Origin of the sequence: Streptomyces sp. NPDC051322, from assembly GCF_040689485.1 — a bacterium.
Classification (GTDB): Bacteria; Actinomycetota; Actinomycetes; order Streptomycetales; family Streptomycetaceae; genus Streptomyces.
The window spans coordinates 87,155-105,744 of the sequence record NZ_JBFBAK010000001.1 but is presented as its reverse complement, the minus strand read 5'-3'; the positions used below and the strand labels follow the sequence as shown (position 1 = coordinate 105,744).

Annotated in this window: 16 protein-coding genes and 1 pseudogene; 14 read left to right on the top strand and 3 right to left on the bottom strand. The window is 70.1% G+C overall.

Features of this window, described 5'->3' with window-relative positions; genetic code table 11:
• Nucleotides 1–17: 17 nt before the first annotated feature.
• Both AB0436_RS00530 and AB0436_RS00525 read right to left on the bottom strand, forming a co-directional pair.
• Nucleotides 18–785 carry a DeoR/GlpR family DNA-binding transcription regulator gene (locus tag AB0436_RS00530; protein WP_366465421.1) on the bottom strand — a complete coding sequence of 256 codons (768 nt, stop codon included), beginning with the start codon at nucleotides 783–785 and terminating at the stop codon, nucleotides 18–20.
• Nucleotides 786–1,069: 284 nt separating this feature from the next.
• Nucleotides 1,070–1,894, bottom strand: a complete 825-nt coding sequence (locus AB0436_RS00525) for an NAD(P)-dependent oxidoreductase (RefSeq protein ID WP_366465419.1) — start codon at nucleotides 1,892–1,894, stop codon at nucleotides 1,070–1,072.
• Nucleotides 1,895–2,157: 263 nt separating this feature from the next.
• Here AB0436_RS00525 and AB0436_RS00520 point away from each other — a divergent pair, with 263 nt between their 5' ends.
• The 14 genes and pseudogenes from AB0436_RS00520 to AB0436_RS00455 all read left to right on the top strand — a co-directional run bounded on the left by AB0436_RS00520 (nucleotide 2,158) and on the right by AB0436_RS00455 (nucleotide 17,760).
• Nucleotides 2,158–3,096 (top strand): 5-dehydro-4-deoxyglucarate dehydratase, encoded by a 939-nt coding sequence (locus AB0436_RS00520; protein WP_366465418.1) that lies wholly within the window; start codon nucleotides 2,158–2,160, stop codon nucleotides 3,094–3,096.
• 5 nt (nucleotides 3,097–3,101) lie between these two features.
• Nucleotides 3,102–4,301: a hypothetical protein gene (locus tag AB0436_RS00515; RefSeq protein WP_366465417.1), complete on the top strand. Its 1,200-nt coding sequence runs from the start codon at nucleotides 3,102–3,104 to the stop codon at nucleotides 4,299–4,301.
• A 65-nt stretch (nucleotides 4,302–4,366) separates the two neighbouring features.
• Nucleotides 4,367–5,011, top strand: coding sequence for a dihydrofolate reductase family protein (locus AB0436_RS00510; RefSeq protein ID WP_366465416.1), 645 nt, complete (start codon nucleotides 4,367–4,369; stop codon nucleotides 5,009–5,011).
• A gap of 559 nt (nucleotides 5,012–5,570) precedes the next feature.
• On the top strand, nucleotides 5,571–6,260 hold the full coding sequence (locus AB0436_RS00505) for a GntR family transcriptional regulator (protein WP_366465415.1): 690 nt from the start codon (nucleotides 5,571–5,573) through the stop codon (nucleotides 6,258–6,260).
• The gene (locus tag AB0436_RS00500) at nucleotides 6,257–7,183 is read left to right on the top strand and encodes a dihydrodipicolinate synthase family protein (RefSeq protein ID WP_366465414.1); all 927 of its coding nucleotides are present in this window, start codon (nucleotides 6,257–6,259) and stop codon (nucleotides 7,181–7,183) included. Before AB0436_RS00505 ends, AB0436_RS00500 begins: the two co-directional genes overlap by 4 nt.
• Entirely contained in the window at nucleotides 7,180–8,991 is a 1,812-nt protein-coding gene (gene araD, locus AB0436_RS00495) for an L-arabinonate dehydratase (RefSeq protein WP_366465413.1), read from the top strand. The genes AB0436_RS00500 and araD overlap by 4 nt, the downstream gene beginning before the upstream one ends.
• 132 nt (nucleotides 8,992–9,123) lie before the next feature.
• Nucleotides 9,124–10,056, top strand: coding sequence for a sugar ABC transporter permease (locus tag AB0436_RS00490; RefSeq protein WP_366465412.1), 933 nt, complete (start codon nucleotides 9,124–9,126; stop codon nucleotides 10,054–10,056).
• Nucleotides 10,053–10,958, top strand: a complete 906-nt coding sequence (locus AB0436_RS00485; RefSeq protein WP_366465411.1) for a carbohydrate ABC transporter permease — start codon at nucleotides 10,053–10,055, stop codon at nucleotides 10,956–10,958. The genes AB0436_RS00490 and AB0436_RS00485 overlap by 4 nt, the downstream gene beginning before the upstream one ends.
• Before the next feature lie 5 nt (nucleotides 10,959–10,963).
• The gene (locus tag AB0436_RS00480; protein WP_366465410.1) at nucleotides 10,964–12,127 is read left to right on the top strand and encodes a Gfo/Idh/MocA family oxidoreductase; all 1,164 of its coding nucleotides are present in this window, start codon (nucleotides 10,964–10,966) and stop codon (nucleotides 12,125–12,127) included.
• The gene (locus AB0436_RS00475) at nucleotides 12,124–12,987 is read left to right on the top strand and encodes a PmoA family protein (protein WP_366465408.1); all 864 of its coding nucleotides are present in this window, start codon (nucleotides 12,124–12,126) and stop codon (nucleotides 12,985–12,987) included. The genes AB0436_RS00480 and AB0436_RS00475 overlap by 4 nt, the downstream gene beginning before the upstream one ends.
• Nucleotides 12,988–13,045: 58 nt before the next feature.
• Nucleotides 13,046–14,392, top strand: a complete 1,347-nt coding sequence (locus tag AB0436_RS00470) for a sugar ABC transporter substrate-binding protein (RefSeq protein ID WP_366465406.1) — start codon at nucleotides 13,046–13,048, stop codon at nucleotides 14,390–14,392.
• A gap of 103 nt (nucleotides 14,393–14,495) precedes the next feature.
• Nucleotides 14,496–15,830 carry a pectate lyase gene (locus AB0436_RS00465; RefSeq protein WP_366465405.1) on the top strand — a complete coding sequence of 445 codons (1,335 nt, stop codon included), beginning with the start codon at nucleotides 14,496–14,498 and terminating at the stop codon, nucleotides 15,828–15,830.
• A 91-nt stretch (nucleotides 15,831–15,921) separates the two neighbouring features.
• Nucleotides 15,922–16,986 (top strand): annotated as a pseudogene (locus AB0436_RS00460) (pectinesterase family protein); the annotation flags it as partial.
• A 3-nt stretch (nucleotides 16,987–16,989) separates the two neighbouring features.
• The gene (locus AB0436_RS00455) at nucleotides 16,990–17,760 is read left to right on the top strand and encodes a rhamnogalacturonan acetylesterase (protein WP_366466098.1); all 771 of its coding nucleotides are present in this window, start codon (nucleotides 16,990–16,992) and stop codon (nucleotides 17,758–17,760) included.
• Here the strand turns inward: AB0436_RS00455 and AB0436_RS00450 are convergent.
• A complete protein-coding gene (locus tag AB0436_RS00450; RefSeq protein WP_366465404.1) occupies nucleotides 17,753–18,553 on the bottom strand; it encodes a GNAT family N-acetyltransferase in 801 nt (266 codons plus the stop codon). The two genes, AB0436_RS00455 and AB0436_RS00450, sit on opposite strands and share 8 nt — an antisense overlap.
• Nucleotides 18,554–18,590 lie beyond the last annotated feature (37 nt).

Below are 18,590 nucleotides of genomic sequence, written 5' to 3'. Positions count from 1 at the left end.
TCCTCGGGTGGTGGGACTCAGACGCGGATGACCTGCGGCCCGAGCAGGGAGTAGCGGTGGGCTTCGGACGGCGGGAGCAGCGTGCTCGTGACGATCGTTTCGAAGTCGGTCACCTCGGCGAAGCGACAGAAACCGGCCGCCCCGAACTTCGTGTGATTGCCGACGAACACCCGGCGCCTGGCGGATCTGACCGCTTGCGCCTTCACCTCGCCGACCGCCGGGTCGGGGGTGGTCAGACCGTGTTCGCGGGAGATGCCGTTGGCGCCGATGAACGCCAGGTCGATGACGAACCCGGCCAGCATCCGGGTCGCCCAGTGATCGACGGTGGCCAGCGTGCCGGCCCGGAGCCGGCCGCCGAGCAGCAGTACGGCGGTGTTCTCGGCGACCGCCAGCGCACCGGCGGTCTGCAGGGAGGCGGTGACCACGGTGAGCGGGCGGTCGTGCGGCAGCGCCTCGGCGATCAGCTGCGGGGTGAAGCCTTCGTCGACGAAGACCGTTTCCGCGTCACCGAGCAGCTGGGCGGCGGCGGCAGCGATCCGGCGCTTCTCGGGGACGTGCATGGTGGTGCGGAAGTCGAGGGTGGTCTCGAAGCCGGCGCTCTCGACCGGGTAGGCCCCGCCGTGCGTACGACGGACCAGGCCGTGGTCCTCCAGGGCCCGCAGATCGCGGCGCACCGTTTCCTTGGCGACCCCGAGCAGCACGGAGAGCTCGGCGACATCGACCGACCCCGACCGCCTTGCGGCCTGGACGATCTCTCGCTGTCGTTGTTCCGCGTTCGCGGACACGGTGCCTCCTCGGTGGTGCCACGCGCAGGTGTTGTCACGCGCTGTGGGGTGATTTCTACCGCCGCCCGCCTGACGTGAATAGGGCAGGAACGGGCTCGGTCCTGCCCGTTTGTGCCCGCTTCGGCGGGCGGTTACGCAGGTCCGACCAGGGGAGGCCGTGCCCGTCCGGGCATGACAAAGGCCCGTCCGGTGTACCGGACGGGCCCGTTTGCTGCCCGGATGCCGCAGGGCGCGAGGTCACGCGGGGCGCGCGGGTGCTGATCGAGGGTGCGGCGTGGCTCCGCTCAGTAGGGCCAGATGGGCGGGTCGGTGAGGAACGGGCCGCCGAGGTGCGCTTGCGCGGGGTCGGCCGGGTCCAGTTCGCCCTGCTCGGCGATGAGCTTCTCCGCGTACTGCTCCGAGTCGTCCTGCGGCTCGTAACCCAGCGCCCGCGCCGAGGTGAGGTCCCACCAGAGCCTGGTGTTGGCGGACGACCCGTAGACCACCGTGTGCCGGACGTCCTCGGCGGTCAGTGCGGCATGGAAGAGGCGGGCGCCGTCGCCGGGGCTCATCCAGACCGAGAGCATCCGGACCGAGGTGGGCTCCATGAAGCAGGAGCCGATGCGTACCGAAACGGTCTCCTGGCCGAACTTGTCCCAGTACAGCTGCGCCAGGTCCTCACCGAAGCACTTCGAAAGGCCGTAGTAGGTGTCGGGCCGGCGCGGGGTGTCGATCGGGATCAGCGCGCCCGAATCGAGCGGGAGCTCGCCCTCCGGGCTCGGGGTGTAGCCCACCGCGTGGTTGGAGGAGGCGAAAACGATCCGCCCGACGCCCTCCGCGCGCGCCGCCTCGTACAGGTTGTACGTGCCTTCGATGTTGGCCCGGAGGATTTTGTCGAACGATGACTCCAGCGAGATGCCGGCCAGGTGGATGATCGCATCGACGCCTCGCACGGCCTCGCGCAGTGCTCCCCGGTCGGCCAGGTCCGCGGTGATCGCCGTCGGCTCGCCCTCGATCGGGGTGACGTCGAAGAGGCGCAGCTCGTAGCCGTAAGCGGGCAGCAGACCGCGCATCAGGGTGCCGAGGCCTCCGGCGGCTCCGGTGAGCAGGATGGTGCGGGGAGCGGGCATGAGCGGGTCTCTCCTCGAGGGGCCGGCGTTCACATGGATGACATTCACATGCATGGACAAGCTAAGGAGCCCGGTAGGACCCGTCAAGTGTGGCGCCAAGGGCCGCATTCCGCCGTCGACTCGGTGTTTCCTGTCTTGACCGGCCCGGCCCGCTGACTTAGCGTGGGCGTCGTTCAGAAATGTAGACGCAGATCAGGGTTGTGCACATCTGGCACGGTGTACGACCGGAACTGTGCACAACGGAATGCCCCAGGGAGCGCCCCGTGTCCTCAGCCCCGCTCGCCGGCCGACTCGATGGTCTGCTGTTCTTCCCCGTCACCGCGTACGGGCCGGACGGCGCCATTGACCTCGACGCCTTCCGTCTTCATGTGCGCCGGGGCATCGACGATGGTGCGGCAGCGGTCTTCGCCTGCTGCGGCACGGGCGAATTCCACGCCCTCGCGCCCGAGGAGTTCGGGGCGGTCGTCGCCGCCGCGGTTGAGGAGAGCGCCGGCCGGGTCCCCGTCGTGGCCGGTGTCGGCTACGGCACCGCGCTCGCCGTCCAGTACGCGAACCTCGCCGAACGGGCCGGAGCCGACGGGCTGCTCGCCATGCCGCCCTACCTCGTGACGGCGGACCAGGACGGACTGCTGCGCCACTACACCGAGCTCACCGCGGCCACCTCGCTCGACGTCATCGTCTACCAGCGCGACAACGCCGTGTTCACCCCGGAGACCGTCGTCGCGCTCGCCCGGGTCGAAGGGATCATCGGACTCAAGGACGGGCACGGCGACCTCGACCTGCTGCAGCGCATCATCAGCGCGGTGCGCACGGAGCTCCCCGGCCGGGACTTCCTCTACTTCAATGGACTGCCCACCGCCGAACTCACCGCCCCGGCCTACCGGGCCATCGGCGTGACGCTCTACTCCTCGGCGGTCTTCTGCTTCGCTCCCGACATCGCTCTCGCCTTCTTCCGGGCGCTGCGCTCCGGTGACGAGGCCCTGGTGAACCGGCTGCTCGACGGTTTCTACCGGCCGCTGGTCGAACTGCGCAACCGGGGGCGCGGTTACGCGGTGTCGCTGGTCAAGGCCGGTGTACGGCTCGGTGGCCTGGATGTCGGCGAGGTCCGCGCGCCACTGAGCGAACCATCGGCCCCCCATGTGAAGGCGCTCACCGAGATCATCGAGCACGGCCGTGCGGTGCTGACGGCCGCGGCGGAGTGATCGGCGTGAAGACCGCTGCCTTCCTCTACCCCTGGGATGTCGCCGGCGACCCGGACGCCGCCGCCCGTATCGCCGACCTGGGTGTCCAGCAGGTCACCCTGGCGTCCGCCTACCACTCCACGCGCGCGCTGACGCCGCGCCATCCGGAGCACCGGATCGTGACCGCCGCTCACGCGTCCGTGCTCTACCCGGCCTCCGGTGCACGGTGGGCCGGACGTGCCCTGCGCCCGTACGCCGCCGGGTCCTGGGCGCCGTCCGCCGACCCGTTCGCCGAGGCCGCCGCCGCGCTCACCGGAGCCGGACTCGACGTGCACACCTGGGTGGTGCTCGCGCACAACTCCCGGATGGGCGCCGAGCATCCCGGCACCTCGGTGGTCAACGCCTACGGCGACCGCTATCCCTGGGCGCCCTGCATCGCGCAGCCCGCGACCCGCGACTATCTGACCGACCTCGCGGCCGAGGCGGCGACCCGGCCCGGGGCGCTCGGCACCGAGCTCGAGTCCCTCGGCTGGTACGGGCTCGCCCATCTGCACGCCCACGACAAGATCGCCGGGGTGCGGCTGGAGGAGGCCGGCCACTACCTGATGTCGCTCTGCTTCTGCCCCGCCTGCGCCGACGGTTACCGGCAACTCGGCCTGGACGCCGAAGAGCTGAGCGTCGCGGTGCGCCGCGCGCTGGAGCCGGTGTGGTCCACCGGCGCCTCCGGCACGTCCGGCGACTCCGGCACGTCCGGCGCCCCCGGGACCGGGTGGCCGGCGATCGAGAAGCTGCTCGGCGCCGACCTCGCCGCGGCCACGCTCACCTGGCGGACCCGGACCGCCCGGACCTTGCAGGAACGGGTGGTCGCCGCCGTACGGGCGGCTGCCGCCCCCGGCTTCCAGATCCTGCTGCACGCGGACCCGGTCGCCCACCACTGCGGAGCCAACGCCGGCGTCGATCCCGGACACATCCTGGCGGTCGCCGACGGCGTGGTCGTACCCTGCACGGGTGACCCCGCGCTGCTGACCCCCTTCGCCGCACACCGCAGGCCAGGCACCGTCCTCGCCGCCAACCTCACCGTGGTTTCCGGCATGGGTGGCAGCCCGGCCACCCTGGCCGACGACGCCGCCCGCGCCGCCGGACTCGGCGCGAGTGAGCTGCGGCTCTACCACGCGGGACTGGCGTCGGACGCCGACCTCGGGCTCGTTCGGGCCGCGCTGGCCTGACACAGCGATGAGTTCTTCCGGCCCGGAGAGTCTGACCACTGTTGTCGACAACACGGGAGAAACACGTGACTCAGCTACTGAGAGTGCAGAACTTCAATGTCTCGAGTGACGGAATCGGGGCCGGCGAGGATCAAACCCTTGAGCGTCCATTCGGCCACGTCGAGCCCGAGCGGCTGTTCGCCTGGGCCGGCGCCACGGCGAGCTGGCCCATGCGTACCGAACCGGGGGGCAGCCGGGGTCTCGACGACTATCTGACGCGGGACTACCCACGCAACATCGGTGCCGAAATCATGGGCCGCAACAAATTCGGGCCCCAGCGTGGGCCCTGGCGCGACCATGAGTGGCGCGGCTGGTGGGGTGACGAGCCCCCGTTCCGCACCCCGGTGTTCGTGATGACCCACCACAAGCGTCCTTCCTTCACGCTCTCCGACACCACGTTCCACTTCGTCGACGGCGACCCTGCCACGGTCCTCGCGCAGGCGCGGGAAGCTGCGCAGGGCAAGGACGTCCGACTCGGCGGCGGGGCCACCACCATCCGGCAGTTCCTTGACGCCGACCTCGTCGACACCCTGCACGTGGCGGTCTCGCCGGTGAAGTACGGGTCCGGCGTGCGCCTCTGGGAGTCCCCCGATGAGCTGCTCGACCGGTTCCACCTGGACGTCGTGCCCAGCCCGAGCGGAGTGACGCACCACCTGTTCTGGCGAAAGTGATCCGCGGGCCCGACTGTCGACTGCTCCGGCGGTCAGCTTCTTTCCCGAGGCCGCGGTAGGGCGGTCACGGAGAGGCCGCCGCAGGTCGTCGAAGGCTTGGAGGTGGCGCCTCCGCCAGAGCGTCGGTGAGCGACGCGGCCTTGGCGTCGGCGGCGGACCGGTCGGTGACCGCGCCGAGCAGCGGCCCCGCCGGCGTCGGCGGCCATATCGCGAAGACGGTCAGTGCGGCCGGACGGTCCGAATGAGTTGACGATTGCGCCTGCCAGATACAGGGCCGCGTCGCGGTGGCGCAGGACGCTCGCTGTTGACCATTTCACCAGGCGACGTGACACGTGAGGGGTGCTCGGCGGACCGGGCACATGCCTGAGCGGACCGGCTCCGACCGATCGGGCAAACGAATCAGTGGTGCGCGGAGCATTGACGAACGGCTGTCACGGGCCTAGCTTCATCGCGTCGTACTTCGTACGTCATATATGAGACGCCATACGCGATACGCCATACGCGATCCCTGGTACGCGCCCCATACGTGGCACCTGATACGTGAGATCTGAGAGCGCCCATGACCTTTGCCCCGAGCCCGATCCCTTCCCGGACCCAGTACGTCCTGGAGGCGATCAAGCACTCCATCCTCACCGGGCAGCTCAGCCCGGGGCAGGCCCTGGTCGAAACCGAACTCGCCGCGCAGTTCGGGGTGTCCAAGACCCCCGTTCGCGAAGCGCTCAAGACGCTCGCCGGCACCGGGCTGGTCGTCATGAGCCAGTACAAGGGCGTCACCGTGCGTACCGTCGACGCCGCCATGGCACGCGAGGTGTACGACGTACGACTGCTGCTCGAGCCTGAGGCGCTGAAGAGGTCCATTCTGCGCAAGGCGTCCCTCCAGGCCGCCCAGGAAGCGCTGGTGCGGGCCGACGGTGCCGAGGACCGGGCCGAGCGTTCCCTCGCCAACCGTGAGTTCCACCGGGCCCTCTACCTGCCCTGCGGCAATCCGCTGCTCGCGAAGATGCTGGACGAGGTACGCGACCAGGCCGCCCTGGTCTCCACCGTCGCCTGGGCCTCCGACCCCTCCTGGGACCGGGAGGCAGGTGAACACCGGGAGATCCTGCGGTTCGCCCTCGACGGGGACGTCGAACGCGCGGCACGCACCCTGCACAACCACATCGCCGGCTTCGTGGAACGGGCCTTCCCCGATTCCGAGATGTCCGGCGCGTCCGGCAGGTCCGAAGGATTTGAAGGAGGGGAAGCCCGATGAACTTCCAGCCACTGCGCACCGCGCTCGCCGATGTCGTATCGATCCCCGTCACCCCCTTCGGCGCAGACGGCGCGATCGACGAGAGCACACACCGTGCCCTGCTGCGCCGGCTCATCGACGGCGGCATCCGGACGCTGACCCCCAACGGCAACACCGGTGAGTTCTACGCCCTCACGCCCGCCGAACGGACCCGGGTCACCGAGCTGACCATCGAGGAGGCCGCAGCCGGTACCGTCCCCGGCACCGGTGCCGGGGCGGTCGTGCTGGTCGGAGTCGGCCACGATGTGCCGACCGCGGTCGCCGCGGCCCGGCATGCCCGGGAGTGCGGGGCGCAGATGGTGATGGTCCATCAGCCCATCCACCCGTATGTGTCGCGGGGCGGCTGGGTCGACTACCACCGGGCCGTCGCGGACGCCGTGCCGGAGCTCGGTGTGGTGCCCTACCTGCGCAACCCGCACCTGCCCGGAGCCAGAATGGCCGAGCTCGGCCGGCTCTGCCCGAACGTCATCGGGGTGAAGTACGCCGTCCCCGACGCCGCGCGCTTCGCCGCGTTCGCCCGTGACGCGGGCCTCGACCGTTTCGTCTGGATCGCGGGACTCGCCGAGCTGTACGCGCCCTCGTACTTCGCGGGCGGCGCCAGCGGCTTCACCTCCGGACTCGTCAATGTCGCGCCGAGCGTCTCGTTGGCCATGCTGGAGGCCCTGCGGGCCGGCGACAGCGCCGCCGCCATGAAGGTCTGGGAGCAGATCCGCCCCTTCGAGGACCTGCGCGCCGCCGATCAGTCCGCCAACAACGTCACCGTGGTCAAGGAGGCGCTCGCCTCGCTCGGGCTGTGCCGGCGGGACGTGCGGGCGCCGAGCCGGGTACTGGACGAGGCGCAGCGAGCCGAGGTCGCCGACCTGGTGGCGGGGTGGGCGATATGAGTTCTGACAACTCCGGGCCCGCGACCGCTTCCGCCGACACCCGGCCGGCCGGTACCCCCTCCGCCGGCACCCCGTCCGCCGCTACCTCACGCAGAAGGCCGGACCAGCTGCGCAGCCACCAGTGGTACGGCACCGACGGTCTGCGCTCCTTCAGCCACCGGGCCCGCACCCGCCAGCTCGGCTATCTGCCCGAGGAACACCTCGGCAAGCCGGTCATCGCGATCCTCAACACCTGGAGCGACATCAACCCGTGCCACGTCCATCTGCGCGACCGGGCGCAGGCGGTCAAGCGCGGAGTCTGGCAGGCCGGTGGATTCCCGCTGGAATTCCCGGTGTCGACCCTGTCGGAGACCTTCCAGAAGCCGACCCCGATGCTCTACCGCAACCTCCTCTCGCTGGAGACCGAGGAACTGCTCCGTTCCTATCCGGTCGACGGCGCGGTGCTGCTCGGCGGCTGCGACAAGTCCACCCCCGCCCTGCTGATGGGCGCGGCCACCGTCGACCTGCCCACCGTCTTCGTCCCCGCGGGCCCGATGCTGCCGGGCCACTGGCGCAACGAGGTCCTCGGCTCGGGCACCGACATGTGGAAGTACTGGGACGACAAGCGGGCCGGTCTGATCGGCGACTGCGAGATGGCCGAGCTGGAGAACGGGCTCGCCCGCTCGCCCGGCCACTGCATGACCATGGGCACCGCATCCACCCTCACGGCCGCGGCCGAGGTGCTCGGCGTGACCGTTCCCGGTGCCTCCTCCATCCCGGCCGTCGACTCCGGTCACGACCGGATGGCCGCCGCCTCGGGGCTGCGGATCGTGGACCTCGTCCACCAGGACCTGAAGCTGTCGAAGATCCTCACCGCCGAGGCGTACGAGGACGCGGTGGCCACCGTGCTCGCGCTCGGCGGCTCGACCAACGCCGTCATCCATCTCATCGCCATGGCGGGCCGCTCCGGGGTCAAGCTCACCCTCGACGACTTCGACCGCATCGCCCGCACGGTCCCGGTACTCGCCAACCTCCGCCCGGGCGGCCGCTATCTGATGGAGGACTTCCACTTCGCCGGCGGGCTTCCGGCCTTCCTGGCCCAGTTGACCGATGTACTGCACCTGGACCGGCCCACCGTCTCCCACCTCACCCTGCGTGAGCAGCTCGAAGGCGCTCTCGTCCACAACCCGGACGTGATCCGGCCCCGCGAGAACCCACTCGCCGAAGAGGGCGGCGTCGCCGTGCTGCGCGGCAACCTCTGCCCCGACGGCGCGGTCATCAAGCACATCGCGGCCGAGCCCCGGCTGCTCAGCCACACCGGCCCCGCGGTCGTCTTCGACGACTACCGGACCATGCAGCGCACCATCAACGACCCCGCACTGGGCATCACCGCCGAGCACGTCCTGGTGCTGCGCAACGCGGGCCCCAAGGGCGGCCCCGGCATGCCCGAGTACGGGATGCTGCCCATCCCCGACCATCTGCTCAAGCAGGGGGTCCGCGACATGGTGCGGATCTCCGACGCCCGGATGAGCGGTACGAGTTACGGCGCCTGCGTGCTGCACGTCGCGCCGGAGTCCTACGTCGGCGGTCCGCTCGCGCTGGTGCGCACCGGGGACCTCATCACCCTGGACGTACCCGCTCGCACACTCCGGCTCGAGGTGCCCGACGAGGAGCTGGAGCAACGCAGAGCCGCGTGGACCCCGCCGCCCACCCGGTACGAGCGCGGCTACGGCGCGCTCTACAACGAACAGGTCACTCAGGCCGACACCGGCTGCGACTTCGCCTTCCTGGCCCGGCCGGGACAGGTGCCGGATCCCTACGCCGGCTGACCGAGCCGCCTGACCGAGCCCGCTGACCGCTCCGCCCAACGCCCCACCCGCCCAACGCCTCACCCGCACCGCACACCGGTATGCCGAACGCCGTCCGGTAAGCGCTTACCCCACCCAGATCGGAGACGAGTCATGGCACAAGCCGCAGCCGTGGCCGCACAGCAGCCGAAGGTGCCCAAGCGGCGTTCGGCGACGCCCCGGCGCCTGCCCTACCTGCTGATCGCCCCCGCGGGCCTGCTGATGCTGGGCTTCATCGCATACCCGGTGCTCAGCGTCTTCTACTACAGCCTGCAGAACTACAACGTCACCAAACCCTGGCGCAACGGCTTCGCCGGCTTCGACAACTTCACCCGGATCTTCACCCAGGACGATCAGTTCTGGTCGACGCTGGGCTTCAGCGCCCAGTGGGTCGTCACCCAGGTTGCCCTCCAACTGGCCCTGGGACTGGGCCTGGCGCTGATCGTCAACCAGACGTTCATCGGCCGCGGTATCTCCCGCGCCATGGTGTTCTCGCCGTGGGCCGTCTCCGGCGTGCTGACCAGCACCATCTGGATCCTGCTGTACAACTCGTCGACCGGCTTCAGCCGCTACCTCGCCGACGCAGGCATCGGCTCGTACGGCTCCTCGGTGCTCTCCGACACCGGCACCGTCTTCTGGGCCGCGACCGTCGCCGAACTGTGGCGCGGAGTTCCCTTCTTCGCGATCCTCATCCTCGCCGACCTGCAGTCCGTCTCCAAGGAGTTGTACGAGGCGGCGTCGGTCGACGGCGCCGGACGGATGCGGCAGTTCTTCCACATCACCCTGCCGCACCTCAAGGACGCGATCATCCTCGCCACCCTGCTGCGCGGAGTGTGGGAGTTCAACAACGTGGACCTGCTCTACACCCTCACCGGCGGCGGCCCGGCCGGTGTGACCACCACACTGCCGCTGAAGATCGCCAACACCACCATCGACGGCCACGACTTCGGGTACGCCTCGGCGCTGACCACCGTCGCCTTCGTGATCCTGCTCTTCTGCTCCATCGTCTATCTCCGCCTGAGCAAGTTCGGAGGCGACAACAAGTGACCGCCGCACTCGCCGAGAAGAGCACCCGGGAACGCCGCTCCGGCGCCGGCGCCTCCGCTCCGGTGCATCCCCCGAAGAAGAACCGGCGCGCGTTCGACGAGGTGCCGCGCTGGCAGATCTATCTGCCGCTGGGCCTCTATCTGCTCTTCACCCTCGTCCCCTTCTACTGGATGCTCCTCTTCGCGTTCCGCCCGGCCGGCTCGACGGCGCTGGTGCCGTGGCCGATCACCTTCGAACACTTCTCCAAGGTCTGGAACGACCGGAGCTTCGGGATCTTCTTCCAGAACAGCATGATCGTCGGCATCAGCACCCTGGTGGCGACCACGGCCGTGGCGCTGGCCGGCGGATACGCCCTCGCCCGCTTCCGTTTCCGTATCAAGAACGCCTTCATGCTGGGCCTGCTCTGCTCGCAGTTCATTCCCGGGGCGCTGATGCTGGTGCCGCTGTTCGAGATCTTCAAGAACCTCCGGATGATCAACTCCCTGGGCAGTGTGATCATCGCCGAGACGGTCTTCCAGCTGCCTCTGTCGATCATCCTGATCAGCGGTTTCATCAAGAACGTACCGGTCTCGCTGGAGGAGGCCGCCTGGGTGGACGGCTGCGGACGCTTCCGGGCCTTCTGCGCGGTGGTGCTGCCGCTGCTGCGCCCCGGACTGATCGCGGTCGGCTCGTTCGCCTTCGTGCACAGCTGGAACCACTTCCTGTTCGCTCTGATGTTCCTGAGCGAACAGGACAAACAGACGATCCCGGTCGGACTGAACACCCTGATCGGCTCGGACAGCGTCGACCTGGGTGCGCTGGCCGCGGGCGGTGTGGTGGCCGCGCTGCCCGTCGTCATCGTCTTCGCATTCATCCAGAAGTGGCTGATCACCGGCTTCAGCGCCGGTGCGGTGAAGGGCTGATGTCCATGGTGAAGAGCAGTCGGCCGCTGCCTGTCGTCCTGGCGGGCGCGCGCGGCCACGGACGCAGGCATCTCGAGAACATCGGCCGCCTGGAGGCCGCCGGTCTGCTCCGGCTGGCCGGGATCTGTGAGCTCGCTCCGCTCACCGCCGAGGAGCTGGCCGGGTTCGGCGCCCCCGCGCAGTCCGCCGATTTCGGTGGACTGCTCGACTCCACCGGCGCCGGGCTGGCGGTGATCTGCACGCCCATCCAGACCCACACCGACCTGGCACTCGCCGCCGCCCGGCGCGGCGTGCACCTCCTCCTCGAGAAGCCGCCCGCGCCGTCCTACGCCGAGTTCCAGCGGATGGCCGATGGGGTCCGGGCGGCGGGAACGGCCTGCCAGATCGGCTTCCAGTCCCTCGGCTCGCACGCCCTGCCCGCGATCCGCGAACTGATCGACAGCGGTTCGATCGGGACCGTACGGGGCATCGGTGGCGCCGGGGCATGGGTACGCGACGAGGGCTACTACCGGCGGGCTCCCTGGGCGGGCCGTCGCCGTCTCGGTGACCTGGACGTCGTCGACGGGGTCCTGACGAATCCGCTGGCGCATGCCGTCGCGACCGCCTTCGCCCTGGACGGCAGTTCACTGGCCGATGACGTGTCGTCCATCGAGACCGAGCTGTTCCGGGCGCACGACATCGAGGCCGACGACACCTCCTGCGTACGCGCCGTCACCGGGCGCGGCACCCGGGTCACCGTGGCCGCGACGCTCTGCGCGGAAGAGCAGGCCGAACCGTATCTCGTGGTGCACGGCGACCGCGGGCGGATCACCTTCTGGTACAAGCAGGACCGGGTCCTGGTGCAGCGTGCGGGCAGTGGGCCGGCGGAGTCGGTCCATGGCCGCACCGATCTGCTGGAGAATCTGGTCGAGCATCTCGCGGGACGGGCCGAGCTCCTGGCGCCGCCGCAGGAGACGGGGGCCTTCATGCGGGTGGTCGAAGCCATCCGCACCGCCCCGGAGCCGGCCCCGCTGCCGGCCGGCTCCTGGCGAAGCGCCGCAGGCGAGAGCGGTTCCCGGCGGATCGTGCGGGGCATCGGCGGCCTGGTCGCCGCGAGCGCCGACACGCTCAGCCTCTTCTCCGAACTCGGCGCCCCCTGGGCCCTCCCCTCCGAGGTGAGCACCTCATGACGTCCCCCGTGCAGTCGTCCGTGAAGTCCTCCGTGGTCCTGCGCTGTGCGGGGCGCCCGGTCGGCTGTTACCACTACCGGCCCGAGATCGACACCCGGCTCTCCCCCCGCCCGTACCTCCACCCGCTCACCACCCTGCAGGGGCTCCGGGTCACCGAGGAGATGCCGCAGGACCATCTGCACCATCTGGGCGTGTCGGTGGCCGTGCCCGACATCGAGGGGGCCAACTTCTGGGGCGGGCGCACCTTCGTCCGGGGCCGGGGCTCCACCGAGCTGGCCAACCATGGGACGCAGCGCCATGACGGGTGGAAGCTGCGCGACTCGGACGGCTTCGTCGAGGACGTGAGCTGGCGTACTCCCGAAGGGGAACTGCTCAGCGAGTACCGGACGGTCGCCGCGACCGAGCTCGACGACCGTGCCTGGGCGCTGGACTTCACCTTCTCGCTCACCAACTCCAGCGGCCGGGACCTCTCGATCGGCAGCCCGGCAACCAACGGCCGTCCCGGCGCCGGATACGGCGGCTTCTTCTGGCGCGCGCCCAGAGCCGCCGAAGCTCCCCGCGTGTTCACCCAGGACACCGACGGCGAGGAGCCGATCCACGGGCGGCCTGCGGACTGGCTGGCGCTCGCGGGCAACGGCTGGACGCTGGTGTTCGCCGGGGCGACCGAGGAGACCCGCCGTGACCCGTGGTTCGTACGGAGCAGGGAGTACCCGGGTGTCGGTTCGGCCCTCGCCTGGGAGGGGCGGCTGCCGGTGGTGGCCGGCGGGGCGGTCGTCCGGCGCATCGTCACCGTCGTCGCCGACGGCCCGCTCGACCGGGACGCGGCGGCCGCCTACGTACGGAGGGTGGTCACCGCGTGAGCAACCGCCCCTTGCAGAGACTCAGAGATTCAGGGATCCAGAGAGAGAAGAGCCGACGATGAAGATCTCCACCACCACCTGGCGGCGCAGAACGTCCGGCGCGGTCACGCTGGCCGCGGTGCTCGCCCTGACCGCGACCGCTTGCGGTGACGACGGCAGCGGCACCGCGGGAGACAAGGGAAACGAGGGCTCCGGCAAGGGCGAGATCACTTTCTGGGACAACAACGGCGGGGTCCGCACCGAGATCTGGAAGCAGGTCATCGCGGACTTCGAGAAGAAGTACCCCGACATCAAGGTCAACTACGTCGGGATACCCGCAGCGAGCGCCCAGTCCAAGTACGACACCGCCATCCAGGGCGGCGGCCTGCCGGACGTCGGAGGCGTGGGCACCGCGATGCTCGCCGAAGTCGCGGTCCAGGGGGCGCTGGAGCCGCTGGACAGCCGGCTGGAGAAGAGCTCGCTGCACGGCGAACTGGGCCAGAAACTGCTCGACAGCAGCCGGGCCGCGGGCGGCGGGGACAAGCTGTACCAGGTGCCGACCTCCGTCAACAACGGCACGCTGTGGTATCGCACGGACCTCTTCAAGAGCGCCGGTCTGGACGCACCGACCACCTGGTCGAAGTTCTACGCGGCGGCCGACAAGCTCACCGACAGCGGCAAGAACAAGTTCGGTTTCACCATCCGGGGCGGTACGGGGTCCATCGCGCCGGCCCTGGACGCGGTGTACGGGCAGACCGGCATCAGCTCATTCTGGAGCGGCGACAAGACCACGGTCAACGATCCGAAGAACGTGGCCGCCCTGGCGAAGTACGTCGCCCTGTACAAGAAGGACACCCCGTCCGCCGACCTCAACAACGACTTCACCAAGATGGTCGCCCAGTGGGACAGCGGCTCCATCGGCATGCTGAGTCACAATCTCGGCTCCTACCAGGACCACCTGAAGGCGCTGGGCGCGGACAAGTTCCGCGGCATCCCGAACCCGACCATGGACGACGGCAAGCGTGTGCAGGTCTCGAACCCGGTCGACGGGCTGAGCCTGTTCAAGGCGAGCAAGAACAAGGCGGCCGCCTGGAAGTTCATCGAGTTCGCCGTCTCGGCCGAGGAGAACTCCAAGTTCAACGAGTCCGCGGGCCAGGTGCCGGCGAACACCGAGGCCGCCAAGGCGGCCTGGGTCCAGAAGGCGGAGCCCACCAAGCTGGCCGCCGAGGCGCTGAACGGTGCCGACACCAAGATCGTGCAGCTGCCGTACTACCTGCCCGACTGGAACACCATTTCCAAGTCCGACAACGAGCCGGAGTTCCAGAAGCTGCTGCTCGGCAAGATCACCGCGAAGGCCTTCCTCGACAAGATCGCCGATGAGCTGAACGCGGCTCAGGCGGACTGGAAGCAGCGGACCCAGAGCTGATCCCCGCGATACGCCCACAGCAGTACGCCCACAGCACGCCCACAAGCGGCGGCGGCAGCCGGGACGGTGCCGCCGCCGGACATCCAGCCCTTCAGGAGCAACGATGCTTTCACCGAGACGTCGTGGTCGGGTATGTCATGGCCGCGTCATAGGAGTCGTCGCCGGATGCGCCGCGCTGGTGCTCGGCATCACCGGGCCTGCCGCATCGGCCGCACCGCATCACGACCCGGCACGCGCCGTGCTGGCCGCCCACGACGGCTGGGGTTCGGCCGGCCCGGGCACCACCGGCGGATCGGCCGCGACGGCCGACCACATCTACACCGTCTCCAGCCGCGCCGAACTGGTCGCCGCCTTCAAGGACGCCGGCGACGCCCCGAAGATCATCAAGGTCAGGGGCACCCTCGACTTCAACACCGACGACACGGGCGCGGCCCTCTCCTGCGACGACTACGCGGCCCCCGGCTACCGCCTCGAGCAGTACCTCGCCGACTACGACCCCGCCGTCTGGGGCCGCGACCAGGTGCCCAGCGGCCCGCAGGAGGACTTGCGGGCCGCGTCGGCCGCCGACCAGGCAGCCAGGGTCGAGGTCAAGGTTCCCGCCAACACCACCGTGATCGGCCTCGGCTCGCACGCCCGGATCCTCTCGGGGGACCTGCAGATCGAGAACGTGGACAACGTCATCGTCCGTAATCTCACCTTCGAGGACGCCTTCGACTGCTTCCCGCAGTGGGACCCGACGGACGGGGACACCGGCAACTGGAACTCCGAGTACGACAACCTGGTCGTCTACGGAGCCACCCACGTCTGGCTCGACCACAACACCTTCACCGACGGCCGCCGCCCCGACAGCGCACAGCCGTACTACTTCGGCCGGATCTACCAGCAGCACGACGGCGAACTGGACGTCGTCAAGGGCGCCAACTACGTCACGGCGTCCTGGAACGCCTTCACCGACCACGACAAGACCCTGCTCTTCGGCAACAGCGACAGCGCGACCGCCACCGACACCGACAAGATCAAGGTCACCCTGCACCACAACCTCTTCCGGAGTATCACCGAGCGCGCCCCGCGGGTCCGCTTCGGCCAGGTCGACTCGTACAACAACCACTTCGTGGTCACCCCCGGCCAGGAATACGCGTACACGTTCGGCGTGGGCAAGAACTCCCGGCTGGTCGCCGAGCACAACGCCATCACCCTGGCGCCCGGCTTCGACCCGGCGACCATCCTCAAGAAGTGGAGCGAGGCGCCCATCACCGCCGACGACAACTACGTCAACGGCCGGCGGACCGACCTCATCGCGGTCCACAACGCCGGAATCCCCGCGGAGCACCTCACTTCCGGCGCGGGCTGGACCCCCACCCTGCGCACCCGCGTCGACAACCCCCGCGCGGTACCGCACCTGGTGGACCGCGGCGCGGGCGCCGGAAAGATCCACTGATTCACACCCGTTCGGCGGCCGGGGCGGACAGCCCCGGCCGCACCCTCTGTTTCCCTGAGTCATCCCCAGCCGCAACGGAGGCACTACCAGCATGCCCTCGAACTCCCCGCACATCGCCCGCCGTTCCGTCCTGATCGGAGCCCTGGTGGCCGCCGCGGCGGGCCTCGCCCCGCGCGCCTCCGCCGCCACCGGCGCACCCACGAAAATCCTGTACGTCGCTCCGCAGGGCAGCGGCCATCACGCGGGCGCCCACACCACCGTCCACAGCACGGTGCAGGACGCGGTCGACGCCGTGCCGGGTCCCGGCTGGACGATCGTGCTCGCCGCCGGCACCTATCGGGAGACGGTGACCGTTCCGGCCACGGCCGTCGACCTCACCCTGCGCGGTGCGACCGGCATCCCGGGCGATGTCGTCATCGTGTACGACAACGCGGCGGAAACCCATGGCACTTCGGGCTCGGCCACCTTCACCTCGATGGCGCCCGGCCTGACCGTACGCGACCTCACGCTCGCCAACGACTGGCTGCGCGCCGACCACCCCGGCACCACCGGTACCCAGGCCGTCGCCGTCCGCGCCTGCGGTGACCGGACGTTCTTCGACCACTGCAGGTTCCTGGGTCACCAGGACACCCTGCTGGCGGACACCGTGAACGTGGGCACCTTCGCCCGGCAGTACTACCGCGACTGCTACGTGGAGGGTGACGTCGACTTCGTCTTCGGGCGGGCCACGGCGGTCTTCGAATCGACCGAGTTCCACACCCTGGAGCGGGACGTCACTTTCACCCCCAAGGGCATGGTGTTCGCACCCTCCACGGTCCGGTCCAACCCCCGCGGGTTTCTCGCCACCCGCTGCCGGATCACCTCAGGCGCCGGCCCGGCGGAGTACTGCCTGGCCCGCCCCTGGGTGCCGTCGTCCGACCCCACGGCGTACCCGATGCTCACGGTTCGGGACACCTGGATGGGCCCGGGCATCCGGGCGGCCGAGCCGTACACCAATATGAAGGACCAGTACCCCTGGCAGGACCAGCGGTTCACCGAGTACGCCAACTTCGGGCCGGGCGCGGAGATCACCGTCGCGGCCAACCGCCCCCAGTTGACGGAAGCCGGCGCCGAGGCGCACACCCCCGCGACGTACCTCGGCAGCTGGGCCCCGTACACCGTGCCCCGCAGCACCGGCCCGGTGGCGAGACGTACGTTCCGGGTCTTCGTCACCGGTGACTCCACGGCGTCCGTGTACGCGGCCGACACCGCGCCCCGCACCGGCTGGGCGCAGGCGCTGCCGGTCTTCGCCGGCCGGCGGACCACGGTCGTCGACCGGGCGCTGTCCGGCGCGAGCACCAGGAGCTATGCGGACGCCGGCCTGCTGGACGCCGTGCTCCGCGACATCCGCCCCGGCGACTGGCTGCTGATCTCCTTCGGCCACAACGACGAGAAGACCGACGATCCCACCCGGGGCACCGATCCGTACACCACCTACCAGGCGTATCTCCGTACGTTCCTGGACGGCGCCCGGCAGCGCGGCGCCCACCCGGTGCTGGTCACCCCGGTGGAGCGGCGCAGGTTCGACGCCGCAGGCCATGCCCGGCCCTCCCACGGTGTGTACCCGGCGGCCATGCTCGATCTGGCCGAGCGGGAGGGGGTTCCGTCCGTGGACCTGCAGTCCCTCAGCCTCGCCCTGTGGGACCGGCTCGGGCCGGACGGCACCACCGGCTGTTTCCTGCACCTCGCTCCCGGCGCAAGCCCCAACTACCCGGACGGGGCAGCCGACAACACGCACTTCCAGGCGCACGGCGCCATCGAGGTCGCCCGGCTGGTGGCCGAGGCGCTGCACGCCGGTCGGGTGCTGCCGTCGGGGACCTGGCGGGAACTGCATCGCGGGATTCCCGACTCGGCGATCGTCTGGCCGCCGGAGCTGCCGGTCCTCACCTGATCAGCCGGGGGCGCGGCGGGCCGTACACATGAGGTGTCGTGGTGGTGAGGGCGGTGAAGCCGAGGCGCTGCAGGATCGGGCGGCTGTCGTCGGAGGCGTCGACCTGCAGCCAGCGGCAGCCGCGGTCGGCCGCGAGACGGGCCCGGTGCGCGACCAGAGCGCGATAGATGCCCCGGCCCCGCCAGGCCGGGGCGGTCCCGCCGCCCCACAGACTGGCGAAGTCCGATGCGGGGTGGAATTCCGTCCGGGCCGCGCACACCGGCACTTCGCCGGCCATCGCGACGACCGCGGCCATCGAATCGGGCTCCTGCGTCAGCCGGGCCAGGATCCGGTGCCGGAGCCTCGAGCCGTCCTTGCCGAACGCCTCCTCATGGGCGCTCGTCATCAGGTCCACCCCGGCCACGTCGGTCACCGGAAGCAACCGGACGCCCTCGGGCAGTTCGACCTCGGTCGGCAGATCCGCGACCTCGGCGACCATCAGGGTCTCCGGCGGTTCGGGTGAGAAGCCGGCCATCCGGAGCCGGTCCGCGAGGTCGGCGGGGCGGTCGTGCGCGTACAGCTTCCACTCGAACTCGCGGCCCAGCGCCGAGAAGTGGCGTACCTGCTCGGCGATCGCCGCGTCCGCGGTGTCCGGGCCCAGGCCCGACCAGACGACGCCGTTCCAGGCAGCCCCGTCCGCTCCGGTCTGCCGCACGACATCGCCGATGCGCTCGACCCGGGCCCCGGGCCCGTCCGGTGGCGCGTCCCGCCGCATCTGTTGGTCGAAGACGGCCAGTACCGCTTGATGATCCATCCGGCCACTCCAACAGAACGGCAACGCGGCGCGCCAC